General features: G+C 40.2%; 16 protein-coding genes and 1 tRNA gene. 15 read left to right on the top strand and 2 right to left on the bottom strand.

Annotation, left to right across the window (positions count from 1 at the left end; genetic code table 11):
• Positions 1 to 11 precede the first annotated feature (11 nt).
• From GR929_RS19710 to GR929_RS19660, 11 genes are all read left to right on the top strand, one after another.
• Positions 12 to 83: transfer RNA gene (locus tag GR929_RS19710), tRNA-Thr, on the top strand.
• 44 nt (positions 84 to 127) lie between these two features.
• Positions 128 to 1,315, top strand: a complete 1,188-nt coding sequence (tuf, locus tag GR929_RS19705; protein WP_159523119.1) for an elongation factor Tu — start codon at positions 128 to 130, stop codon at positions 1,313 to 1,315.
• Positions 1,316 to 1,455: 140 nt separating this feature from the next.
• Positions 1,456 to 1,647, top strand: a complete 192-nt coding sequence (gene secE / locus GR929_RS19700; protein WP_235934501.1) for a preprotein translocase subunit SecE — start codon at positions 1,456 to 1,458, stop codon at positions 1,645 to 1,647.
• A gap of 18 nt (positions 1,648 to 1,665) precedes the next feature.
• The gene (nusG, locus tag GR929_RS19695; protein WP_159523115.1) at positions 1,666 to 2,214 is read left to right on the top strand and encodes a transcription termination/antitermination protein NusG; all 549 of its coding nucleotides are present in this window, start codon (positions 1,666 to 1,668) and stop codon (positions 2,212 to 2,214) included.
• A 22-nt stretch (positions 2,215 to 2,236) separates the two neighbouring features.
• Positions 2,237 to 2,680 carry a 50S ribosomal protein L11 gene (rplK, locus tag GR929_RS19690; RefSeq protein ID WP_159523113.1) on the top strand — a complete coding sequence of 148 codons (444 nt, stop codon included), beginning with the start codon at positions 2,237 to 2,239 and terminating at the stop codon, positions 2,678 to 2,680.
• Positions 2,681 to 2,694: 14 nt separating this feature from the next.
• Complete coding sequence (gene rplA / locus GR929_RS19685; protein WP_159523111.1) at positions 2,695 to 3,390, top strand: 50S ribosomal protein L1; 696 nt, start codon at positions 2,695 to 2,697, stop codon at positions 3,388 to 3,390.
• 14 nt (positions 3,391 to 3,404) lie between these two features.
• Positions 3,405 to 3,923 (top strand): 50S ribosomal protein L10, encoded by a 519-nt coding sequence (gene rplJ, locus GR929_RS19680; protein WP_159523109.1) that lies wholly within the window; start codon positions 3,405 to 3,407, stop codon positions 3,921 to 3,923.
• 38 nt (positions 3,924 to 3,961) lie between these two features.
• On the top strand, positions 3,962 to 4,342 hold the full coding sequence (rplL, locus tag GR929_RS19675; RefSeq protein WP_159523107.1) for a 50S ribosomal protein L7/L12: 381 nt from the start codon (positions 3,962 to 3,964) through the stop codon (positions 4,340 to 4,342).
• A gap of 112 nt (positions 4,343 to 4,454) precedes the next feature.
• Positions 4,455 to 8,267 carry a DNA-directed RNA polymerase subunit beta gene (gene rpoB, locus GR929_RS19670; protein WP_159523105.1) on the top strand — a complete coding sequence of 1,271 codons (3,813 nt, stop codon included), beginning with the start codon at positions 4,455 to 4,457 and terminating at the stop codon, positions 8,265 to 8,267.
• 55 nt (positions 8,268 to 8,322) lie between these two features.
• Positions 8,323 to 12,591 (top strand): DNA-directed RNA polymerase subunit beta', encoded by a 4,269-nt coding sequence (rpoC, locus tag GR929_RS19665; protein ID WP_159523103.1) that lies wholly within the window; start codon positions 8,323 to 8,325, stop codon positions 12,589 to 12,591.
• 11 nt (positions 12,592 to 12,602) lie between these two features.
• On the top strand, positions 12,603 to 12,920 hold the full coding sequence (locus tag GR929_RS19660; protein ID WP_159523101.1) for a DUF3467 domain-containing protein: 318 nt from the start codon (positions 12,603 to 12,605) through the stop codon (positions 12,918 to 12,920).
• Positions 12,921 to 13,248: 328 nt separating this feature from the next.
• Here the strand turns inward: GR929_RS19660 and GR929_RS19655 are convergent, their stop codons facing one another.
• Positions 13,249 to 13,464 (bottom strand): dodecin family protein, encoded by a 216-nt coding sequence (locus tag GR929_RS19655; RefSeq protein WP_159523099.1) that lies wholly within the window; start codon positions 13,462 to 13,464, stop codon positions 13,249 to 13,251.
• 159 nt (positions 13,465 to 13,623) lie between these two features.
• Positions 13,624 to 14,772, bottom strand: a complete 1,149-nt coding sequence (locus GR929_RS19650) for a Gfo/Idh/MocA family protein (protein WP_235934499.1) — start codon at positions 14,770 to 14,772, stop codon at positions 13,624 to 13,626.
• A gap of 637 nt (positions 14,773 to 15,409) precedes the next feature.
• Between GR929_RS19650 and GR929_RS19645 the strand changes: the two genes are divergently transcribed.
• The 4 genes from GR929_RS19645 to GR929_RS19630 all read left to right on the top strand — a co-directional run bounded on the left by GR929_RS19645 (position 15,410) and on the right by GR929_RS19630 (position 20,191).
• Entirely contained in the window at positions 15,410 to 15,670 is a 261-nt protein-coding gene (locus GR929_RS19645) for an OadG family protein (RefSeq protein ID WP_159523097.1), read from the top strand.
• 63 nt (positions 15,671 to 15,733) lie between these two features.
• Entirely contained in the window at positions 15,734 to 17,641 is a 1,908-nt protein-coding gene (locus tag GR929_RS19640) for a biotin/lipoyl-containing protein (protein WP_159523095.1), read from the top strand.
• A gap of 15 nt (positions 17,642 to 17,656) precedes the next feature.
• Positions 17,657 to 18,868 carry a sodium ion-translocating decarboxylase subunit beta gene (locus GR929_RS19635; RefSeq protein WP_159523093.1) on the top strand — a complete coding sequence of 404 codons (1,212 nt, stop codon included), beginning with the start codon at positions 17,657 to 17,659 and terminating at the stop codon, positions 18,866 to 18,868.
• Between the two features lie 393 nt (positions 18,869 to 19,261).
• A complete protein-coding gene (locus GR929_RS19630) occupies positions 19,262 to 20,191 on the top strand; it encodes an AMP-binding protein (protein WP_201301068.1) in 930 nt (309 codons plus the stop codon).
• The last annotated feature ends 118 nt before the right edge of the window (positions 20,192 to 20,309 follow it).

Below are 20,309 nucleotides of genomic sequence, written 5' to 3'. Positions count from 1 at the left end.
AATTATTCGTTGCCGGGGTAGCTCAGGGGTAGAGCGCATCCTTGGTAAGGATGAGGTCACGAGTTCAATTCTCGTCCTCGGCTCACTGATAAATAAATAGAAAAAAGATAATTAATAATTACGAGTTATGGCTAAAGAACATTTTAATAGGGATAAAGACCATGTGAACATTGGTACTATTGGCCACGTTGACCATGGTAAAACTACCCTGACAGCTGCTATTACAACAGTATTAGCAAAAAAAGGTTTTTCTGAGATTAAATCATTTGATTCAATCGACAGTGCTCCTGAAGAAAAAGAACGTGGTATTACTATTAATACTGCTCACGTTGAGTATCAAACTGCTACGCGTCACTATGCACACGTAGATTGTCCGGGTCACGCCGATTACGTTAAGAATATGGTAACTGGTGCTGCTCAGATGGACGGAGCTATTATTGTAGTAGCTGCAACTGATGGTCCTATGCCACAAACACGCGAACACATTTTGTTAGCTCGTCAGGTAAACGTGCCAAGATTGGTTGTTTTCATGAACAAAGTTGACATGGTGGAAGACCCAGAATTGTTGGAATTAGTTGAAATGGAGATTCGTGAATTATTGGATTTCTATGAATTCGACGGTGACAACGCTCCTGTTATCCAAGGTTCTGCTCTTGGTGCTCTTAATGGAGAACCACAATGGGAAGAAAAAGTTCTTGAATTGATGGATGCTTGTGATACTTGGATTCCGCTTCCTCCTCGTGATATTGATAAGCCATTTTTGATGCCGGTTGAGGATGTATTCTCAATTACAGGTCGTGGTACTGTAGCTACCGGCCGTATCGAAACAGGTGTTGTTCATACTGGTGATGAGCTTCAGTTGATTGGTTTAGGTGCTGAAGGTCGTAAAACTGTTTGTACTGGTGTTGAGATGTTTCGTAAGATTTTGGATGATGGTCAAGCTGGTGACAACGTTGGTTTGTTGCTTCGTGGTGTTGACAAAAAAGAAATCAAACGTGGACAGATTTTGGCTAAACCAGGTTCAATCACTCCTCACACAAAGTTTAAAGCTGAGGTTTATGTATTGAAAAAAGAAGAAGGTGGACGTCACACTCCATTTCATAATAAATACCGTCCTCAATTTTACTTGCGTACGCTTGACGTAACTGGAGAGATTACCTTGGAAGAAGGACGTGAAATGGTAATGCCTGGCGATAACGTAACAATCAACGTAAGCTTGATTTACCCAGTGGCATTGAATACTGGTCTACGTTTTGCAATCCGCGAAGGTGGACGTACTGTAGGTGCCGGTCAGGTAACTGAAATTGTAGAATAATACAAGAAAGAAATAAGAGTAGGATGTCCCGGACCGAAGGGTTCGGGACTCTTTACGGATGAAACTCAATAGGGAGTTTTTTATGCTTTTATAAAGTAGGTTCGATTTCCTGCCATCTGACAACTTAAAACACAATATTGATGAAACTTAAATTATACTTAGAAGAAGCTTATAATGAGCTTGTTCATAAAGTTTCTTGGCCAACTTGGAAAGAGTTGCAAAACAGTGCATTTATCGTTATGGTTGCTTCCTTTATTATAGCACTTGTTGTATTCGTAATGGACATCTCTTTTGAGAACATTATGAACTTTGTGTACAGTTTATTTTATTAATACGATTGGAGAATCTACATGAGCGAAATTGTAAAAAAATGGTATGTTCTTAGGACTATTGGTGGGAAAGAAAAGAAGGTAAAAGAATATATCGAAAGCGAAATTGCAAATGCTGGGCTTCAAGAGTATGTTTCACAGGTACTAATTCCAACTGAAAAGGTCTATCAAATCCGTAACGGGAAAAAGGTGAGCAAAGAGCGTAACTTCTTTCCTGGTTATCTTTTGTTAGAGGCTGCTCTGGTAGGTGAGATTCCACACATGTTGAAAAGTATTACCAACGTGATCGGATTCTTAGGTGACACCAAAGGAGGAGATCCTGTACCAATGCGTCAGACTGAAGTTAACCGTATCTTAGGAAGGGTTGATGAAATGGCTGAAAATGATGAGGAAATGAACATTCCTTATGTTGTTGGTGAAACTGTGAAAGTTACTGATGGTCCTTTTAACGGATTCAACGGAATCATTGAAGAAATCAATGAGGAGAAGAAGAAGTTGAAAGTGATGGTCAAAATTTTTGGACGTAAAACACCCTTGGAACTTAGCTTTATGCAAGTTGAAAAGGAGTAGTTAAATTTTTATTGATTTTATTATGGCTAAAGAAGTTGCTGGATTAATTAAGTTACAAATTAAGGGGGGTGCAGCTAACCCTTCACCTCCGGTAGGACCAGCATTAGGTGCCAAAGGGGTTAATATCATGCAGTTCTGCAAACAGTTTAACGGGCGGACACAAGACCAGGCTGGTAAGGTGCTTCCTGTAATTATTACTGTTTATGCGGATAAATCGTTTGATTTTGTAATTAAACAACCCCCAGTGGCCATTCAATTGCTAGAAGCCGCTAAATTGAAATCAGGATCAGCTGAACCACATGTTAAAAAAGTGGGTAAAGTAAGCTGGGATCAGGTAAAAAAGATTGCAGAATCTAAAATGTCTGATTTAAACTGTTTCACAGTGGAATCTGCTATGAAAATGGTTGCTGGTACTGCCAGAAGCATGGGAATTAACGTAACAGGTCAATTTCCATCAAATAACTAATTAAAATTTTAAAAATGGGCAGAATTACAAAAAATAGAAAGCTTGCTCAGGAGAAACTTGAAAAGGATAAAATATATTCACTATCTGATGCTGCATCTTTGCTGAAGGAAATTACTTTTACAAAGTTTGATGCGTCAGTTGATATTGATGTCCGTTTAGGAGTAGACCCGAGAAAAGCCAATCAGATGGTTCGAGGCGTTGTATCCTTACCCCATGGAACTGGTAAAGAAGTCCGTGTATTAGCGTTGGTTACGCCTGACAAAGAGGCAGAAGCCAAAGAAGCTGGTGCTGACTTTGTTGGTCTTGATGAGTACATCGAGAAAATCAAAGGCGGATGGACTGATTTCGATGTGGTAATTACCATGCCTCCAGTTATGGGAAAGGTTGGCCCGTTAGGTCGGGTTTTAGGACCCAGAGGCTTGATGCCTAATCCAAAGAGCGGAACCGTGACTATGGATATTGGCAAAGCTGTCGGTGAAGTTAAACAAGGTAAAATTGATTTTAAAGTAGATAAATTTGGTATTATTCACACTTCAATTGGTAAAGTTTCCTTTACTGCTGATAAAATTGTTGAAAATGCCCATGAGTTTATCAACACCATTATCAAATTGAAACCGACTGCAGCGAAAGGTACTTACGTAAAAAGTATTTCCCTGTCAAGCACAATGAGTCCTGGAATTCAAGTCGAATTAAAGTCAGTTACTGACTAGTAAAATATTGCAAGATGAAAAGATCAGAAAAATTAACGATTATTGACAATCTGACTGAGCAGATCAATTCTTACAATCACTTTTACCTGGCGGATATTGCTGACCTTAATGCAGAAGACTCTAGTAGTTTAAGGCGCCTATGTTTTACCAAAGATGTAAAGCTGGTTGTAGTTAAGAATACACTATTAAGAAAAGCGTTAGAAAATTCTGAGAAGAATACAGACGAGCTTTTCGACTCTCTCAAAGGTAGTACTTCAATCATGTTTTGTGAAGTTGGAAATACTCCCGCTAAACTGATCAAAGAATTTTCAAAAGTACATAAAAAGCCATTATTGAAGGCGGCTTATGTTGAAGAATCAGTTTATGTTGGCGAAAACCAATTAGAAGCATTATCAACAATTAAGTCTAAGGATGAATTACTTGGAGATTTGGTTGCCCTGTTACAATCACCAATGAAAACAGTTATTGGTCAATTGCAATCAGGAGGAAACAAAATTCATGGAATCCTTCAGACACTTTCAGAAAAAGAATAAATTTAGTTACAATTTTATAGCATAAAAATTAAGAAGAAATGGCAGATTTAAAAGCACTTGCAGAAGAGTTAGTAAACTTGACTGTAAAAGACGTCAATGAATTAGCTGACATTTTAAAAGAAGAATATGGAATCGAACCTGCAGCAGCTGCTGTAGCTGTAGCTGGACCTGCCGCTGGTGGTGGTGAAGAAGCTGGAGCTGCAGAGCAAACAGAATTCGACGTAATCTTAAAAGCAGCTGGTGGTTCAAAACTTGCAGTTGTGAAGTTAGTTAAAGAATTGACAGGCTTAGGTCTTAAGGAAGCGAAAGCTGTTGTAGACGAAGCACCTAAAGCAATCAAAGAAAAAGTTTCAAAAGACGAAGCAGAAGCATTAAAAAGTCAGTTAGAAGAAGCTGGAGCTGAAGTTGAACTTAAATAAGAGACTTAAGACCTTTAAGAATGGTCTGAATAATGGTTTAGAACCTCACATAAGTGGGGTTCTAAGCCTTTTTGTATATTGATGTATTAAGTTCACTTAATTTTGTTGATACATGTCGTTAAATACTGAAAATCAGAGAATTAGTTTCTCTTCCACAAAAACTAAATTTGATTATCCTGATTTCCTGGAAGTTCAAGTAAAGTCATTCATCGATTTCTTTCAGTTGGTAACAACTCCTGAAAACAGAACCGTTGAAGGCCTATACAAGGTTTTCGAAGAAAACTTTCCAATCACGGATACTCGAAATAATTTCGTTCTTGAATTTCTAGACTACCAGGTTGACCCGCCAAGGTACGCGATTGAAGAATGTATTGAACGAGGTTTAACCTTTAGCGTTCCGCTTAAGGCAAAATTAAAGTTGTACTGTACTGATCCTGAACACGAAGATTTCGACACGGTTATTCAGGATGTGTATTTGGGAACTGTTCCTTACATGACAGAAAGAGGAACTTTCGTTATTAACGGAGCCGAACGTGTTGTTGTTTCACAGCTACATCGTTCTCCGGGGGTTTTCTTCGGGCAAAGTTTGCACGCTAACGGTACAAAGCTTTATTCGGCACGTATTATTCCATTTAAAGGGTCATGGATCGAGTTTGCAACCGACATCAATTCGGTGATGTTTGCTTATATCGACCGTAAAAAGAAATTACCTGTAACTACATTGTTGCGGGCCATTGGATACGAAAGCGATAAAGATATTCTTGAAATATTCGGATTGGCTGATGAAATTAAGGTATCCAAATCCGGTGTAAAGAAAGTAGTAGGAAGAAAGTTAGCCGCCCGTGTTTTGAAAACCTGGGTTGAAGACTTTGTTGATGAAGATACCGGAGAGGTTGTTTCGATCGAGCGGAATGAAGTGGTCATCGACCGCGAAACCGTCATTGAAAATGATCATATTGAAGAAATTCTGGATTCAGGCACCAAAACAATTTTGTTGCATAAAGAAGATCAGAATCTGCAAGACTTTGCAATTATATATAATACGCTTCAAAAAGATCCGTGTAACTCGGAGAAAGAAGCTGTTTTGCATATTTATCGCCAGTTGCGTAACGCTGAACCACCAGACGAAGCGACTGCACGCGATGTAATTGATAAATTATTTTTCTCTGAAAAGCGTTACGACTTAGGAGAAGTAGGACGTTACCGTATCAACAAGAAGTTGGGCTTGAATATTGAGATGGATACTCAGGTACTGACCAAGGAAGATATTATAGAGATTATCAAATATTTAATCAAGCTGGTTAATGCTAAAACGGATGTTGATGATATTGACCACTTGAGTAACCGTCGTGTTCGTACAGTTGGCGAACAGATGTATAACCAATTTGGTGTTGGATTAGCACGTATGGCCCGGACTATTCGTGAGCGAATGAATGTTCGAGATAATGAGGTTTTTACTCCAATTGATTTGATCAATTCAAAAACCTTGTCATCGGTTATTAATTCATTTTTCGGAACCAATGCCCTTTCTCAGTTTATGGATCAAACGAATCCATTGGCGGAGATGACACACAAACGTCGTATGTCTGCTCTGGGACCTGGAGGTCTGTCGCGTGAGCGTGCAGGTTTCGAGGTGCGTGACGTTCACTTTACTCACTACGGACGTCTTTGTCCGATTGAAACTCCAGAGGGACCAAACATCGGTTTGATTTCTTCATTATGCGTTTTTGCTAAAGTAACTGACCTCGGATTTATTTCTACTCCGTATCGTAAGGTCGAGAACGGACAAGTTGATTTATCAGAAGATGGTGTTGTTTACCTGACAGCGGAAGAGGAAGAAGGAAAAGTAATTGCACAGGCGAATGCACCGATTGATGACGAAGGTTACTTTGTCAATCAGAAAGTAAAATCACGTCTTGAAGGTGACTATCCTGTTGTTGAAAAAGAAGAAGTTCAGTTGATGGACGTTGGCCCTAACCAGATTGCATCAGTTGCAGCTTCGTTGATTACTTTCCTGGAGCATGATGATGCGAACCGTGCATTGATGGGATCGAATATGATGCGCCAGGCAGTGCCATTATTGAGACCTGAAGCTCCTATTGTAGGAACAGGTTTGGAAGGTAGTGCTGCTCGGGATTCACGCGTTCTCGTTTCAGCTAAAGGTGAAGGAGTAATTGAGTATGTTGATGCGAATGAAGTGATTGTTCGGTATGATATGAGCGATGATGAGAAGTTCGTTAGTTTCGAGCCGGAAGTCGTTTCTTACAAATTACCAAAATATCAAAAAACGAACCAGGGATCAACGCTTGATCTTAAGCCAATTGTAGGTAAAGGACAGCGTGTAACTAAAGGCCAGGTACTAACTGAAGGATATGCTACCCAAGGTGGTGAATTAGCTTTAGGACGTAACCTGAAAGTTGCCTTTATGCCATGGCAGGGATATAACTACGAGGATGCAATTGTGATTTCGGAGCGAGTAGTTCGCGAAGATATTTTTACTTCAATTCACGTAGATGAGTATTCCCTTGAAGTTCGTGATACAAAACGTGGTGTTGAAGAATTTACTTCCGATATACCAAATGTTAGCGAAGAGGCCACTCGCAACCTGGATGAAGCTGGTTTGATTCGTGTTGGTGCGAATGTTAAGCCGGGAGATATCATGATTGGTAAGATTACTCCAAAAGGAGAATCAGATCCTTCACCCGAAGAAAAATTGCTTCGTGCTATCTTCGGAGACAAAGCCGGTGACGTAAAAGATGCTTCGTTGAAAGCTTCTCCGTCATTAAAAGGCGTTGTTATCGATAAAAAACTATTCTCGCGAGTTGTAAAAGATAAAAAAGGTAAAGCGGCTACTAAGCCATTGCTTGATCAAATTGATGAAGAACTTGAACGCGCAGTAAGTGCATTGCGAGCGAAACTGGAAGATAAGCTTTTCAGCATGGTGAATGGTAAAACCAGCCAGGGTGTAAAAGATTATTACGGTGGTGATATTATTGCGAAAGGTGTTAAGTTCACCTTGAAACAAATTCAGGAAATAGACTTCTTGACAGTTAACCCAAGCAAGTGGACTACCGATCAGTCGAAAAATGATTTGATTTTCAGACTAATTGTTAATTATATCCAAAAATATAAGGAGCATGAGGCCGTTGCTCGTCGTAAACGTTACAACGTAACCATTGGAGATGAGCTTCCAGCCGGAATTATTCAATTGGCAAAAGTGTACGTTGCGAAAAAACGTAAACTGCAAATTGGAGATAAAATGGCAGGACGACATGGTAACAAGGGGATTGTATCACGTATTGTTCGTGATGAAGATATGCCTTTCCTTGCTGATGGTACTCCTGTTGATATTGTTCTGAATCCATTAGGTGTACCATCGCGGATGAACCTTGGACAGATTTACGAAACTGTTCTTGGATGGGCGGGAAAAGAACTAGGATTGAAATTTGCCACGCCGATTTTCGATGGTGCAAGTCTTGAAGAAGTTACTGCATATACCGACAAAGCAGGTGTGCCAGCTTACGGAAAAGCATATTTGCATGATGGGGAAACCGGAGAACGATTCGACCAGCCAGCAACTGTAGGAATTATCTATATGTTGAAACTGGGGCACATGGTTGAAGATAAAATGCATGCCCGTTCTATTGGACCATACTCATTAATTACGCAGCAGCCTCTTGGTGGTAAAGCACAATTTGGAGGGCAGCGTTTTGGAGAGATGGAAGTCTGGGCACTTGAAGCATTTGGTGCTTCTCATATCCTTCAGGAAATTCTGACCGTGAAGTCGGATGATGTACTGGGTCGTGCTAAAGCATACGAATCAATTGTAAAAGGAGAACCAATGCCACAAGCAGGTATTCCTGAGTCATTGAATGTATTGCTCCACGAATTACGTGGACTTGGTTTGAGTGTTACCTTGGATTAATTTCTGGGTTACACCGCAGTCCTATTATTAACTTGATTTAAATATACATCGATATATGGCATTCAGAAAAGACAATAAAGTTAAAAGTAATTTTGCCAAAATAGCGATTAGTCTTTCTTCTCCTGAAGAGATCTTAGAACGTTCGCACGGAGAGGTACTAAAACCTGAAACCATTAACTACAGAACTTATAAACCAGAGAGAGATGGTTTGTTCTGCGAGCGGATTTTCGGGCCCGTAAAAGACTATGAGTGTCATTGTGGTAAATATAAGCGTATTCGTTACAAGGGGATCGTATGTGACCGTTGTGGAGTTGAAGTAACTGAAAAGAAAGTACGACGCGAGCGCATGGGGCACATCTCATTAGTTGTTCCTGTGGCGCATATCTGGTACTTCAAATCATTACCAAACAAAATTGGTTACTTACTTGGATTACCAACTAAGAAGCTAGATACGATTATTTATTACGAAAGATATGTTGTCATCCAACCGGGTATAAAAGGCCAGGATGGAATTAAAAAATTGGATTTCTTAACGGAAGAAGAGTATCTGGATATTTTGGATACGCTTCCAAAAGAAAATCAATATTTGGATGATGACGATCCAAATAAGTTCATTGCCAAAATGGGAGCTGAAGCCCTTTATGGTTTGCTTGAGCGTATCGAGCTGGATGAACTTTCGTATGATTTAAGACATAAAGCCAGCACCGAAACATCACAACAACGTAAAAACGAAGCATTAAAACGTTTGCAGGTTGTTGAAGCTTTCCGTGCGAGCAAAAATATCAACCGTCCGGAATGGATGATTGTAAAAGTTGTTCCAGTAATTCCACCGGATTTACGTCCGTTGGTGCCATTGGATGGTGGCCGTTTTGCTACTTCCGATTTGAATGACCTATACCGTCGTGTTATTATCCGTAATAACCGGTTGAAACGATTAATCGAAATTAAAGCGCCCGAAGTAATTCTTCGTAATGAGAAAAGGATGCTTCAGGAAGCAGTTGATTCATTATTTGACAACTCGCGTAAATCGAACGCCGTTAAAACGGAAAATAACCGTGCCTTGAAATCACTTTCTGATTCGTTGAAAGGTAAGCAAGGGCGTTTCCGTCAAAACTTGTTGGGTAAGCGTGTTGACTATTCTGCTCGTTCAGTAATCGTTGTAGGACCAACGTTGAAATTGCATGAGTGTGGTCTTCCAAAAGATATGGCTGCAGAGCTTTACAAACCGTTCATTATTCGTAAGTTGATTGAACGTGGCATTGTAAAAACCGTTAAGTCTGCTAAAAAGATTGTCGATCGTAAAGATCCGGTGGTTTGGGATATCCTTGAAAACGTATTGAAAGGACACCCGGTAATGCTTAACCGTGCACCCACCCTTCACCGTTTGTCAATACAGGCATTCCAACCTGTATTGATCGAAGGAAAGGCGATTCAGCTACACCCATTGGTTTGTAGCGGTTTCAATGCCGACTTCGATGGTGACCAGATGGCGGTTCACTTGCCATTGGGAAATGCTGCAATTTTGGAAACACAATTGTTGATGTTGGCTTCTCATAACTTACTAAACCCTGCGAATGGTGCTCCGATTACCGTACCTTCTCAGGATATGGTTTTGGGTCTGTATTATATGACAAAACCACGTGAGGGTGCTATCGGTGAAGGAATGACTTTTTACTCATCAGAGGAAGTTATTATTGCCTACAACGAAGGCCGTTTAGAAAAGCACACCATTATTAAAGTAAAAGTGGAAGATGTTGATGATAATGGTGAGTACTTCAAACATATCGTTGAAACCACTGTAGGACGTGTGTTATTTAATCAGGTGGTTCCTCGTGAAGCTGGTTATATCAACGAGTTGTTGACAAAGAAGTCATTACGTACAATTATTTCCGATATTTTCAAAAAAGCTGGAAACGCGACTACTGTGCGATTTCTGGATGATATGAAAGATTTGGGTTATAAGGCTGCTTATCATGGTGGTCTGTCGTTCAACCTAAACGACGTTATTATTCCGGAAGATAAAGTTGGTATTGTTGAAGCCGGTTATCAGGAAGTCGAAGAAGTGATGGCCAACTATAACATGGGATTCATTACCAATAATGAAAGATACAATCAGGTGATTGATGTCTGGACCCATGCCAATGCCAAGCTGACTAGCTCGGTAATGAAAACGTTGAGTACCGATAGACAGGGTTTCAACTCTGTGTATATGATGCTTGACTCCGGTGCCCGTGGTTCTAAAGAGCAGATTCGTCAGCTTTGTGGAATGCGTGGATTGATGGCAAAACCTCAAAAGTCCGGTTCTACAGGAGCGCAGATTATTGAGAATCCGATTTTGGCAAACTTCAAAGAAGGCCTTTCCGTATTGGAGTACTTTATTTCTACTCACGGTGCTCGTAAAGGTTTGGCGGATACCGCCCTGAAAACAGCCGATGCAGGGTATCTGACTCGTCGTTTGGTCGATGTTTCGCAGGATGTGATTGTGGCCGATGAAGATTGTGGCACGTTGCGTGGACTGATCGCTTCTGCTATCAAGAATAACGAAGAAATTGTCGCATCGCTTTCTGAGCGTGTTATCGGTCGGACTACGGTTCACGATGTTTATCATCCTCTTACCGGAGATTTAATTATTTCTTCAGGAGAGATAATATCTGAAGAAATTTCGCAGAAAATTGAAGACTCACCAATTGAGAGTGTTGAAATTCGTTCAGTATTAACATGTGAGGCCAAAAATGGTGTCTGTAGTAAATGTTACGGACGAAATTTGGCAACAGGTAATCTTGCTCAACGCGGTGAAGCTGTCGGTGTAATTGCTGCACAGTCGATCGGCGAGCCTGGTACTCAGCTGACGCTTCGTACCTTCCACGTTGGTGGTATTGCTGGTAACATCTCATCTCAGTCGATGGTTGAATCTCGTTACGACGGTATTGCTGAAATCGAAGAGCTTCGTACAGTGGAAACGAAGGACGAAACCGGAGATAAGACCTCAATCGTGATCGGACGTTTGGCAGAATTGAAAATTATTGATAAAAATACTCGAATCCCACTGTCAAATCATAGCATTCCTTATGGTTCGAAATTGTACATCGAGAATGGACAAGAAGTAACTAAAGGACAAAAGATTTGTGAATGGGATCCATATAACGGGGTGATTATTTCTGAATTTAAAGGTAAAGTTGCATTCGAAGCTTTGATCGACGGAGTTACTTTCCGCGAAGAGTCGGATGAACAAACCGGTTATAAAGAGAAAGTAATTATTGAAACCCGTGATAAAACGAAAAACCCATCATTAAAAGTCCTTGACGAAAGTGGTGACGTGATTCGTACTTATAACTTGCCGGTAGGCGGACACATTTCAGTAAGTGATGGAGATACCATTACAGCCGGTCAGGTATTGGTTAAAATACCTCGCGCTTCTGGAAAAGCAGGTGATATTACCGGTGGTCTTCCACGTGTAACCGAGTTGTTTGAGGCTCGTAACCCATCTAACCCAGCTGTTGTTTCTGAAATTGATGGAGAGATCTCATTCGGTAAAATTAAACGTGGTAACCGCGAAATTATCGTAACATCACGAGGCGGCGAAGTGAAAAAATATCTGGTACCACTCTCTAAACAGATTCTGGTGCAAGAGAATGATTACATTCGAGCTGGTATTTCATTGTCTGATGGTGCAATTACGCCTTCTGACATCCTGGCGATTAAAGGACCTACTGCTGTTCAGGATTATATTTTGAACGAAGTACAGGACGTTTACCGGATGCAGGGTGTGCGTATTAACGATAAGCACTATGAGGTGATTATTCGTCAAATGATGCGTAAAGTTGAAATCATTGATTCTGGTGATACTCGCTTCCTCGAGAAACAAATTGTTGACAAGAACGAATTCGCTCATGAAAATGACTGGATTTACGCCAAGAAAGTTGTCGTTGATCCGGGTGATTCGGAGTTGCGTGCTGGGCAGATTGTTACTGCACGTCGTTTACGAGATGAAAACTCAGTTCTACGTCGTAAAGACAAGAAAATAGTTGAATCTCGTGATGCGATTCCAGCAACATCAAGTCAAATTCTCCAAGGTATTACACGTGCCGCACTTCAAACACGCAGTTGGTTGTCTGCTGCATCATTCCAGGAAACAACCAAAGTATTGAACGAGGCAGCTATTCAGGGAAAAGTTGATTACTTAGACGGATTGAAAGAAAACGTTATTTGTGGTCACCTGATTCCTGCAGGTACTGGATTGAAAGAATACAAGAATTTGGTAGTTGGATCTCGCGAAGAGTATGATCGAATCGTTGATGTGAAGGAAACTGAACGTCAAAATTAGGAGAATTAATTATGTCAGAAAATAAGAATAAAAATCAGATGAACATTGAGTTGAGTGAAGAAGTGGCTCAGGGAACATACTCGAACCTGGCTATTATTACTCACTCCAGTTCAGAGTTTGTTCTCGACTTTGTACGCATAATGCCGGGAGTTCCAAAGGCGAACGTTAAATCCAGGGTGATTCTCACTCCGGAACATGCAAAACGTCTTTTGTTAGCTTTGCAGGACAATGTTGACAAGTTTGAGAAACAACATGGGTCAATAAAAGTTAGCGGTGGCAATCCAATGGTTCCACCGATGAACTTTGGAGGACCAACAGCTGAAGCTTAATTCTTACTTATAATATTTAAAGCCGTTTCGATTTTTTCGAAGCGGCTTTTTTTTGCCTTTAACTGTTGGAAATCGAGGGCTTTTGTTAATCTTTGACAAGATCTGCAATACGGAATTACATTAAAGGCTTAAGGTCACGGACCTATTTGATATATTCGGTTTCGCTTCTATCACAAATTGTTAAAGACTCGAAACATGACACTAAATTATTCGCACTACTTGTGGATGGTTGAGAACTGATTTTTAGCTTCATTTTTCTCTCCGTATGCTTACAGGATGAAAGTTGTTCTTCCATCCTGTAAGCAGATTTTTAGATCTGTTGTGATTTTTAATGATGTCCGTCAAACTTGAACGACACCTTCACTTTAGTACGATAGCTTTCAATTTTGCCGTCGTTGATGTGCATATCCATAGCGGATACCTCTGCTATACGCAATTCACGTAGCGATCCAGCTGCTTTGGAAATAGCATTTGCAGCTGCTTTTTCCCATGATTCACTGCTGGTGCCAACCAGTTCTACAATTTTATAAACGCTTTCAGACATAATTACCTCCTTTTTATTTGTGGTTTTCTTTTATGTACTCTCAATTATGACCTGTGGTTTCGTAAAACTTTGTGCTTGATAATAGGTTCGATTTTTTTTTTTTTGCGTAAAAAAAAGCTGCCTTATGCAAGACAGCTTCAAGAAAGAAATATTTAAACACTACAGTAAATTCCATCCATCACGATAATGGTAATGCAATTTAGCAGTTGCCTCTCCATCTTCATCATCTACAAAGGTTTCAGTTTCGGGATTCCATTTAATTGTGCGTTTTAGGTCACAGGCAATATTGCCTAATGTACAAACGGTACACGAACTGTGTCCAATTTCTACCGGAACGATTGGGTCAACCCGGTTTTTGACAGCTTCGATGAAGTTGATTTGATGAGGAATTTTAGTCTCATAGGGAGTGTCATCATCAACGGCGCTTGCTGATTCGGGAGGTAATAATGAGTCATCAGAAGCCAAATAGTGACCACGTGATACCTCAATCCACCCATCTTCACCCCAAAACTTCACCCCTTTGGTTAATTTCTCATCAAATGGTTCCGAGGTCATAACAACCCCATCTGCATATTTAAACATCATGAATTCAGTGCCATCACCTATCGGAGATATTTCTATCGGTCCGCTTCGATCCATTCCGAGTCCCCATTGAGCAATGTCAAACATATGAGCTCCCCAGTCGGTTGTGAAGCCGCCACCCATTTCTTTGTACCAGCGCCAAGCACCCCATATTTTTTCATTTTCGACCGGATCAAGCGAAATTGGTGGATTCAACTCATTATTGAAATGAATATCGTCAGGTAGTGGTCCCAACCAACGATTCCAATTTAAATCTTCCGGAACAGATTCCTTCGGTAGATCGTAAGGTGTTGGCGGAGCACCAACATAGGCATTTACTTTTTGCATTTTTCCTAACCTGCCGGACTGAACCATTTTAACAGCATGCTGAAATCTAGGGTCTGACCGTTGCTGGCTTCCAATGCCTAAGATCCGGTTCGTTTCGCGAACTACTCGTTTTAGCTCCTGTCCTTCTTTAATGGTAAAGGTCATTGGCTTTTCCAAATAAACATCTTTTCCTGCTTGGCAAGCAGCAATGGCTATCATTGCATGGGCATGGTCGGGTACAGCAATTACAACGGCATCAATGTCGTCACGCTGAAGTAAATCTTCGTATCTCTCGTAGGTTTTTACTTCCTCTTCAATGCTATTATTTGTGTTGAATTCATTTACGATGTTTTCAAAACGCTGACGTTTGCGTCCGTAAACGTCGCACCCTGCAACAACACGAACTTTCGGAACTTGCATGAATCCATTTAAAAGGAATATAGATTGTCGTCCCATACCAATAAAGCCAAGGCGAATACTGTCATCTGCCGCAGTTTGTGATGTACACGCATTTATTGAAGAAAAAAAGTAATGCCGGCCATTCCAATGGCTGCCGTGTTAAGAAAACGTCTTCGTGAAATCGAACGTTTCGTCTGATTTTTCAAATAGAGTATTTAATTAGATTGATAGTGAATAGTTAAGTTTTAAGTTCTCTAAAAATAGAGATTAAATCATAAGAATAAAGCATTTTGGTTCGTAAAGCAAGAACAGTCCTAAAAGAAGAGTGACGATATTCAATGTATTTGTCGTGGATAAGTTTAACTTTATGGAGGCTGAAAAAAACAGGTCTAAAAAGCGATAAAAAACTATTATTTTCTGAAATCTATTAAATGATAAAATCCCTTGGTTTCGGCTTTGCTATTGGGATTTGAGAATGTTTGTTGTTTGGTTGTATGTCTACATGTATTGATGGATTTCGAAATGATAAAAATCAATGTTAATTAATTAATAATTGTATTTCGCATATATTTTTAAACATTTTTGTTCGGTTAAAAAATTGGTATCATTGTTATCGATCCATATCATGGGAAGAATTTTTTAAAAAAATATTGAAAAGATGAGTGACTTAGGATTTGCATTGCAATTGATGGGAATAGGAATGATTACTGTGTTTCTAATTCTGTCGTTAGTTGTTTTAATCGGTAATTTGATTATACGTTTTGTCAATAAATACCTCCCCGAAGAAGTAAGTAAGAAAGTTCAACAAGTAGCCAGCCAGGCTACTGACTTCAATCGCAAAAAAGTCGTAGCTATTGTTTCAGCTGTAAAGACAGTTACCGAAGGGAAAGGACACGTTACAAAAATTGAAAAGCTTTAAGCGTTTTTCAATCCAAACTTTCTAGCAACCCAATAAAAAACCATATAAAATTATTATAGCCTTATGGAAAAGAGAAAAATCAAATTTTCATTGGTTTATCGCGATATGTGGCAGTCGTCAGGAAAATACCTGCCACGCGTAGATCAATTAGTAAAAGTAGCACCACACATTATTGAAATGGGATGTTTTGACCGAGTGGAGACAAATGGTGGTGGCTTTGAGCAAATCAACCTGCTTTTTGGTGAAAACCCAAATAATGCTGTCCGCAAATGGACACAACCTTTCAACGATGCCGGTATTCAAACTCACATGTTAGATCGTTCGTTGAACGGTCTTCGAATGAGCCCTGTTCCGGCTGATGTTCGAAAAATGATGTACAAGGTGAAAAAAGCACAGGGCACAGATATTACCCGTCCGTTTTGTGGTTTAAATGATCCTCGTAATATTTTAGACTCGATCAAGTATGCCAAAGAAGGCGGGATGATAGCGCAGGCAGCGTTGAGTTTAACCTATTCGAAAGTACACACAGTTGAATACTACGTGAAGCTTGCCGATACCTTAATTAAAGGTGGAGCTGATGAAATCTGTTTGAAAGATATGGCAGGTATCGGACGTCCGGCATGGTTAGGTAAAATTGTTACAGGAATTAAAAAACTTCATCCAGATACTCCGCTTCAATATCACTCTCATTCAGGTCCAGGTTTCGCACTGGCTTCTATTCTTGAAGTTTGTCGTGCCGGTGTTGAATATGTTGATGTTGCCATGGAGCCACTTTCATGGGGTACCGGGCACGTTGACTTGTTGGCCGTTCATGCGATGTTGGAAGATGCAGGATTTGATGTTCCCAAAATTAACATGGACGCTTACATGAAAGTTAGAGGTTTAACTCAGAGTTTCATCGAGGATTTCCTGGGATACTACATCAATCCAAAGAATCGCTTCATGAACTCCTTGCTTATTGGCCCTGGTTTGCCGGGAGGAATGATGGGATCGTTAATGGCCGATTTGGAAAGCAACCTATCGAGCATCAACAAGTGGAAAACAAAGAATAATAAACCTACGTTGACACAGGATGACTTGTTAGTTAAACTGTTTCACGAAGTTGAGCATATTTGGCCAATGGTTGGATATCCACCGTTGGTAACTCCATATAGCCAGTATGTGAAGAATTTGGCCATGATGAATGTTATGCAATTGGAAAAAGGCAAAGAACGCTGGAGTATGATTGCTGATAATATTTGGGATATGTTGATGGGTAGAGGAGGAAAATTACCTGGGAAACTTGCTCCTGAGTTGAAAGCCCTGGCTAAAGAAAATGGCAAAGAAGAATTTACAGATAAACCACAAAGCTTATATCCTGATGCACTAGATACATTCCGCAAGGAAATGGATGAAAAGGGATGGGATTACGGTCAGGACGACGAAGAGTTATTCGAATTAGCTATGCATCCGGAGCAATATCGTGCTTATAAGTCAGGTGAAGCTAAAAAGGCTTTTGAAGCTGATTTGGCTAAAAAACGTGAAGAAGGAGCAGGCTTGTTGGAAGGAACGAAAAAAGAAGAAGTACCTGCTGCGGCAGCTCCGACTAATTTTAATCCATCATCAATGATTGTGGACGTTGACGGTGAGAAATTCAAAGTGTCAGTTGCCTATGGGGAGAATGGAACAGTTGAATCGGCTGCGCCTGCGTCGACCGAAAAAGCACCTGCTTCGGCGCCCGCACCAACCGTTAATGGAAACGCAAAAGAGATTTTGGCACCACTTGAAGGCAAATTCTATCTGACAAAAGAAAGCTCGGAAACGGCTATTAAAGTCGGCGATGAGATTAAAGTCGGTGATTTGGTTGGTTACGTTGAAGCAATGAAGACTTTCAACGCTATAAAATCAGATGTGTCAGGTAAAGTAGTTGAAGTTGCATTTGCCACTGGTTCCGAAGTTGAAGAAGACGACGTTTTAATAAAAATCCAATAACAGAAAATCCTGAATATGTCTATAATAGAGAAACTCTATCAAATGACTGCCATCCAGGAGATTGTTAATGGACCCGGAACAATCTTGATGTTAGTAATCGGAGCTTTGCTTTTATACCTGGGTATAAAGAAAAAGTATGAGCCTCTGTTGTTAATACCAATTGCGTTCGGATTAATTTTAGCAAACCTTCCTGGAGGAGGTATGGCAGTTGTTTCAGCAGAGAATATCCAAATTGATGAACATCACTATAAAAACCTTTTTGAGATTGCCCACGATCATGGAATTATGAATTTCCTGTATTATTCGCTGATAAAAACGGGATTTTTACCACCTATTATTTTTATGGGAGTCGGCGCTTTAACCGACTTTGGGCCGATGTTGAGAAACCTGCGTCTGGCTTTCTTTGGAGCTGCAGCTCAAATAGGAATTTTTTCAGTATTAATCACTGCCATTGCGATTGGGTTTACTCCTGCTGAAGCAGCTTCGCTGGGTATTATTGGTGGTGCTGATGGCCCAACGGCAATCTATACAACAATTATGCTTGCGCCTCACTTATTGGGGCCTATTGCAATTGCCGCGTATTCGTACATGGCTTTAGTGCCCGTAATTGTTCCTCTGGTTACCCGGGTATTATGTTCCGAAAAGGAATTGCGAATAAACATGAAGGAAATGGATAAATTATATCCTGCCAAGCAGAAGATTAAGAACTTAAAATCCGTGAAAATCGCGTTCCCTATTGTGTTGGGAATTGTGATCTCCATATTTGTGCCATCCTCCGTGCCACTGCTCGGCATGTTGCTTTTTGGTAACCTAATAAAAGAAGTCGGGGTAACTGTTGCTCGTTTGTCAGATGCAGCAACAGGTTCGATTATGAACACAGCAACCATCTTCCTTGGGCTTACTGTGGGAGCGACGATGTCGGCTGAGGTATTCTTGAATACGCAGACGATTATGATCATCGTAGGTGGCTTTATTGCTTTTGCGATCTCAATTGCAGGAGGAATCTTTGCTGTCAAAGTTTATAACCTGATTGCAAAGAAAAAGATTAATCCGCTAATTGGAGCTACCGGATTAAGTGCTGTTCCAATGGCATCTCGTGTAGCCAATGAAATTGCACTGAAGTACGATTCAAAGAATCACGTTCTACAATATTGTATGGCCAGTAATATTTCAGGAGTAATTGGTTCGGCCGTTGCTGCTGGAGTTTTGATCTCGTTTTTGGGATAGAAATAATTACTGAACGAAGAGAAGAGGCTGCCCATTTGTTTTTGGACAGCCTCTTTTATTTAGTCTAAAAAGTAGCAAGTTTATTTTAAGGGATTGAATTTGAGTGATTAACACTTTTGTTCTTATTGGCTTCCTTTACAGTAGATAATTTCGAGGTTTAATTCTGGATATAATTGTTAAATTTGGGCAACCTTAAAGTAAATGATTTCTCGACTTTCCCTTTCGTAGAATTTGATGAACTGAGAATATCAAGATATTGCCAGTAATTGTGCATTTGACAGGTGTTTTAATGTGTTATTTTTGCTGAAATTGATTTCACGCGCGTGTGTGTGATTTTGAGATTTGAAAAGGGAGGGTAGAGGAATCCATTGTAGTGCCTTTTAATACGTTAGTATGATATTGAGTGAGAAATTTTTAAAAAAAACAGGCTTCGACACGCTCTCAGACTTTAACAATAATCTGGAAATTCAAATTCCGGTTAATTTTAACTTTGGATATGACGTTGTTGACGAATACGCCCGCATTGAGCCAAACAAAATAGCTTTGGTATGGACAAACGATGGGGGTGAACACCGGAATTTTACGTTTGCAGATTTGAAAGAATATAGCGATCAGACAGCTTCTTATTTCCAATCTCAGGGTATTGGGCCTGGCGACAAGGTGATGCTGATTTTGAAACGAAGATTTGAGTTTTGGTTTTCGATTATTGCATTGCATAAGCTGGGAGCAACCTGCATTCCAGCAACTCACCTGTTAAAAAAGAAAGATATTGTTTATCGAAATAATGCAGCCGGGATTAAGGCGATTGTGGCTGTTGATGATAAAGGTGTTCTAAAAGAAGTTGATCTGGCCATGAACGAATCTCCAACGGTGGAAACGCGAATCTCTATTGGGCCTCAAGGCGGAGAGGGGTGGAAGAACTTTACAACAGGGATTGAGCAGGCTTCTCCGTTTCAACCAGCGGAATGCCCTTCAAAAAATACGGATATTTCATTGCTCTATTTTACATCGGGAACTACCGGTAATCCGAAAATGGTGGCACATGATTTTACCTATCCTTTGGGTCATATCACTACCGCATCGTATTGGCACTGTATCGAAGAAAATGATTTGCACCTGACCGTGGCTGATACCGGATGGGGAAAAGCTGTTTGGGGGAAACTCTACGGACAATGGTTGGCAGGTGGAGCCGTGTTTGTTTACGATCACGAAAAGTTTAGCCCAGCGGATATGCTGAGGGTGATTAGTGAGTATAAAATTAATACGTTTTGCGCACCCCCAACGGTTTATCGATATATGATCCGTGAAGATTTTTCTAAATAGTTAATCCTTATGAACTAATATTTACTGGAAATAATTGTTTTTGTCTAATGATTATTTCCAGTAAAATTTTAAGCCAAAGAACTTCTTCTTTGATTTTCCGAAGTAATCCTTTGAAGTT

The sequence above is a fragment of the Sunxiuqinia indica genome (genome assembly GCF_009847015.1).
Classification (GTDB): Bacteria; Bacteroidota; Bacteroidia; order Bacteroidales; family Prolixibacteraceae; genus Sunxiuqinia; species Sunxiuqinia indica.
Note: the sequence above shows the minus strand (reverse complement) of the source record. Positions and strands in the feature narration are given on the sequence as shown.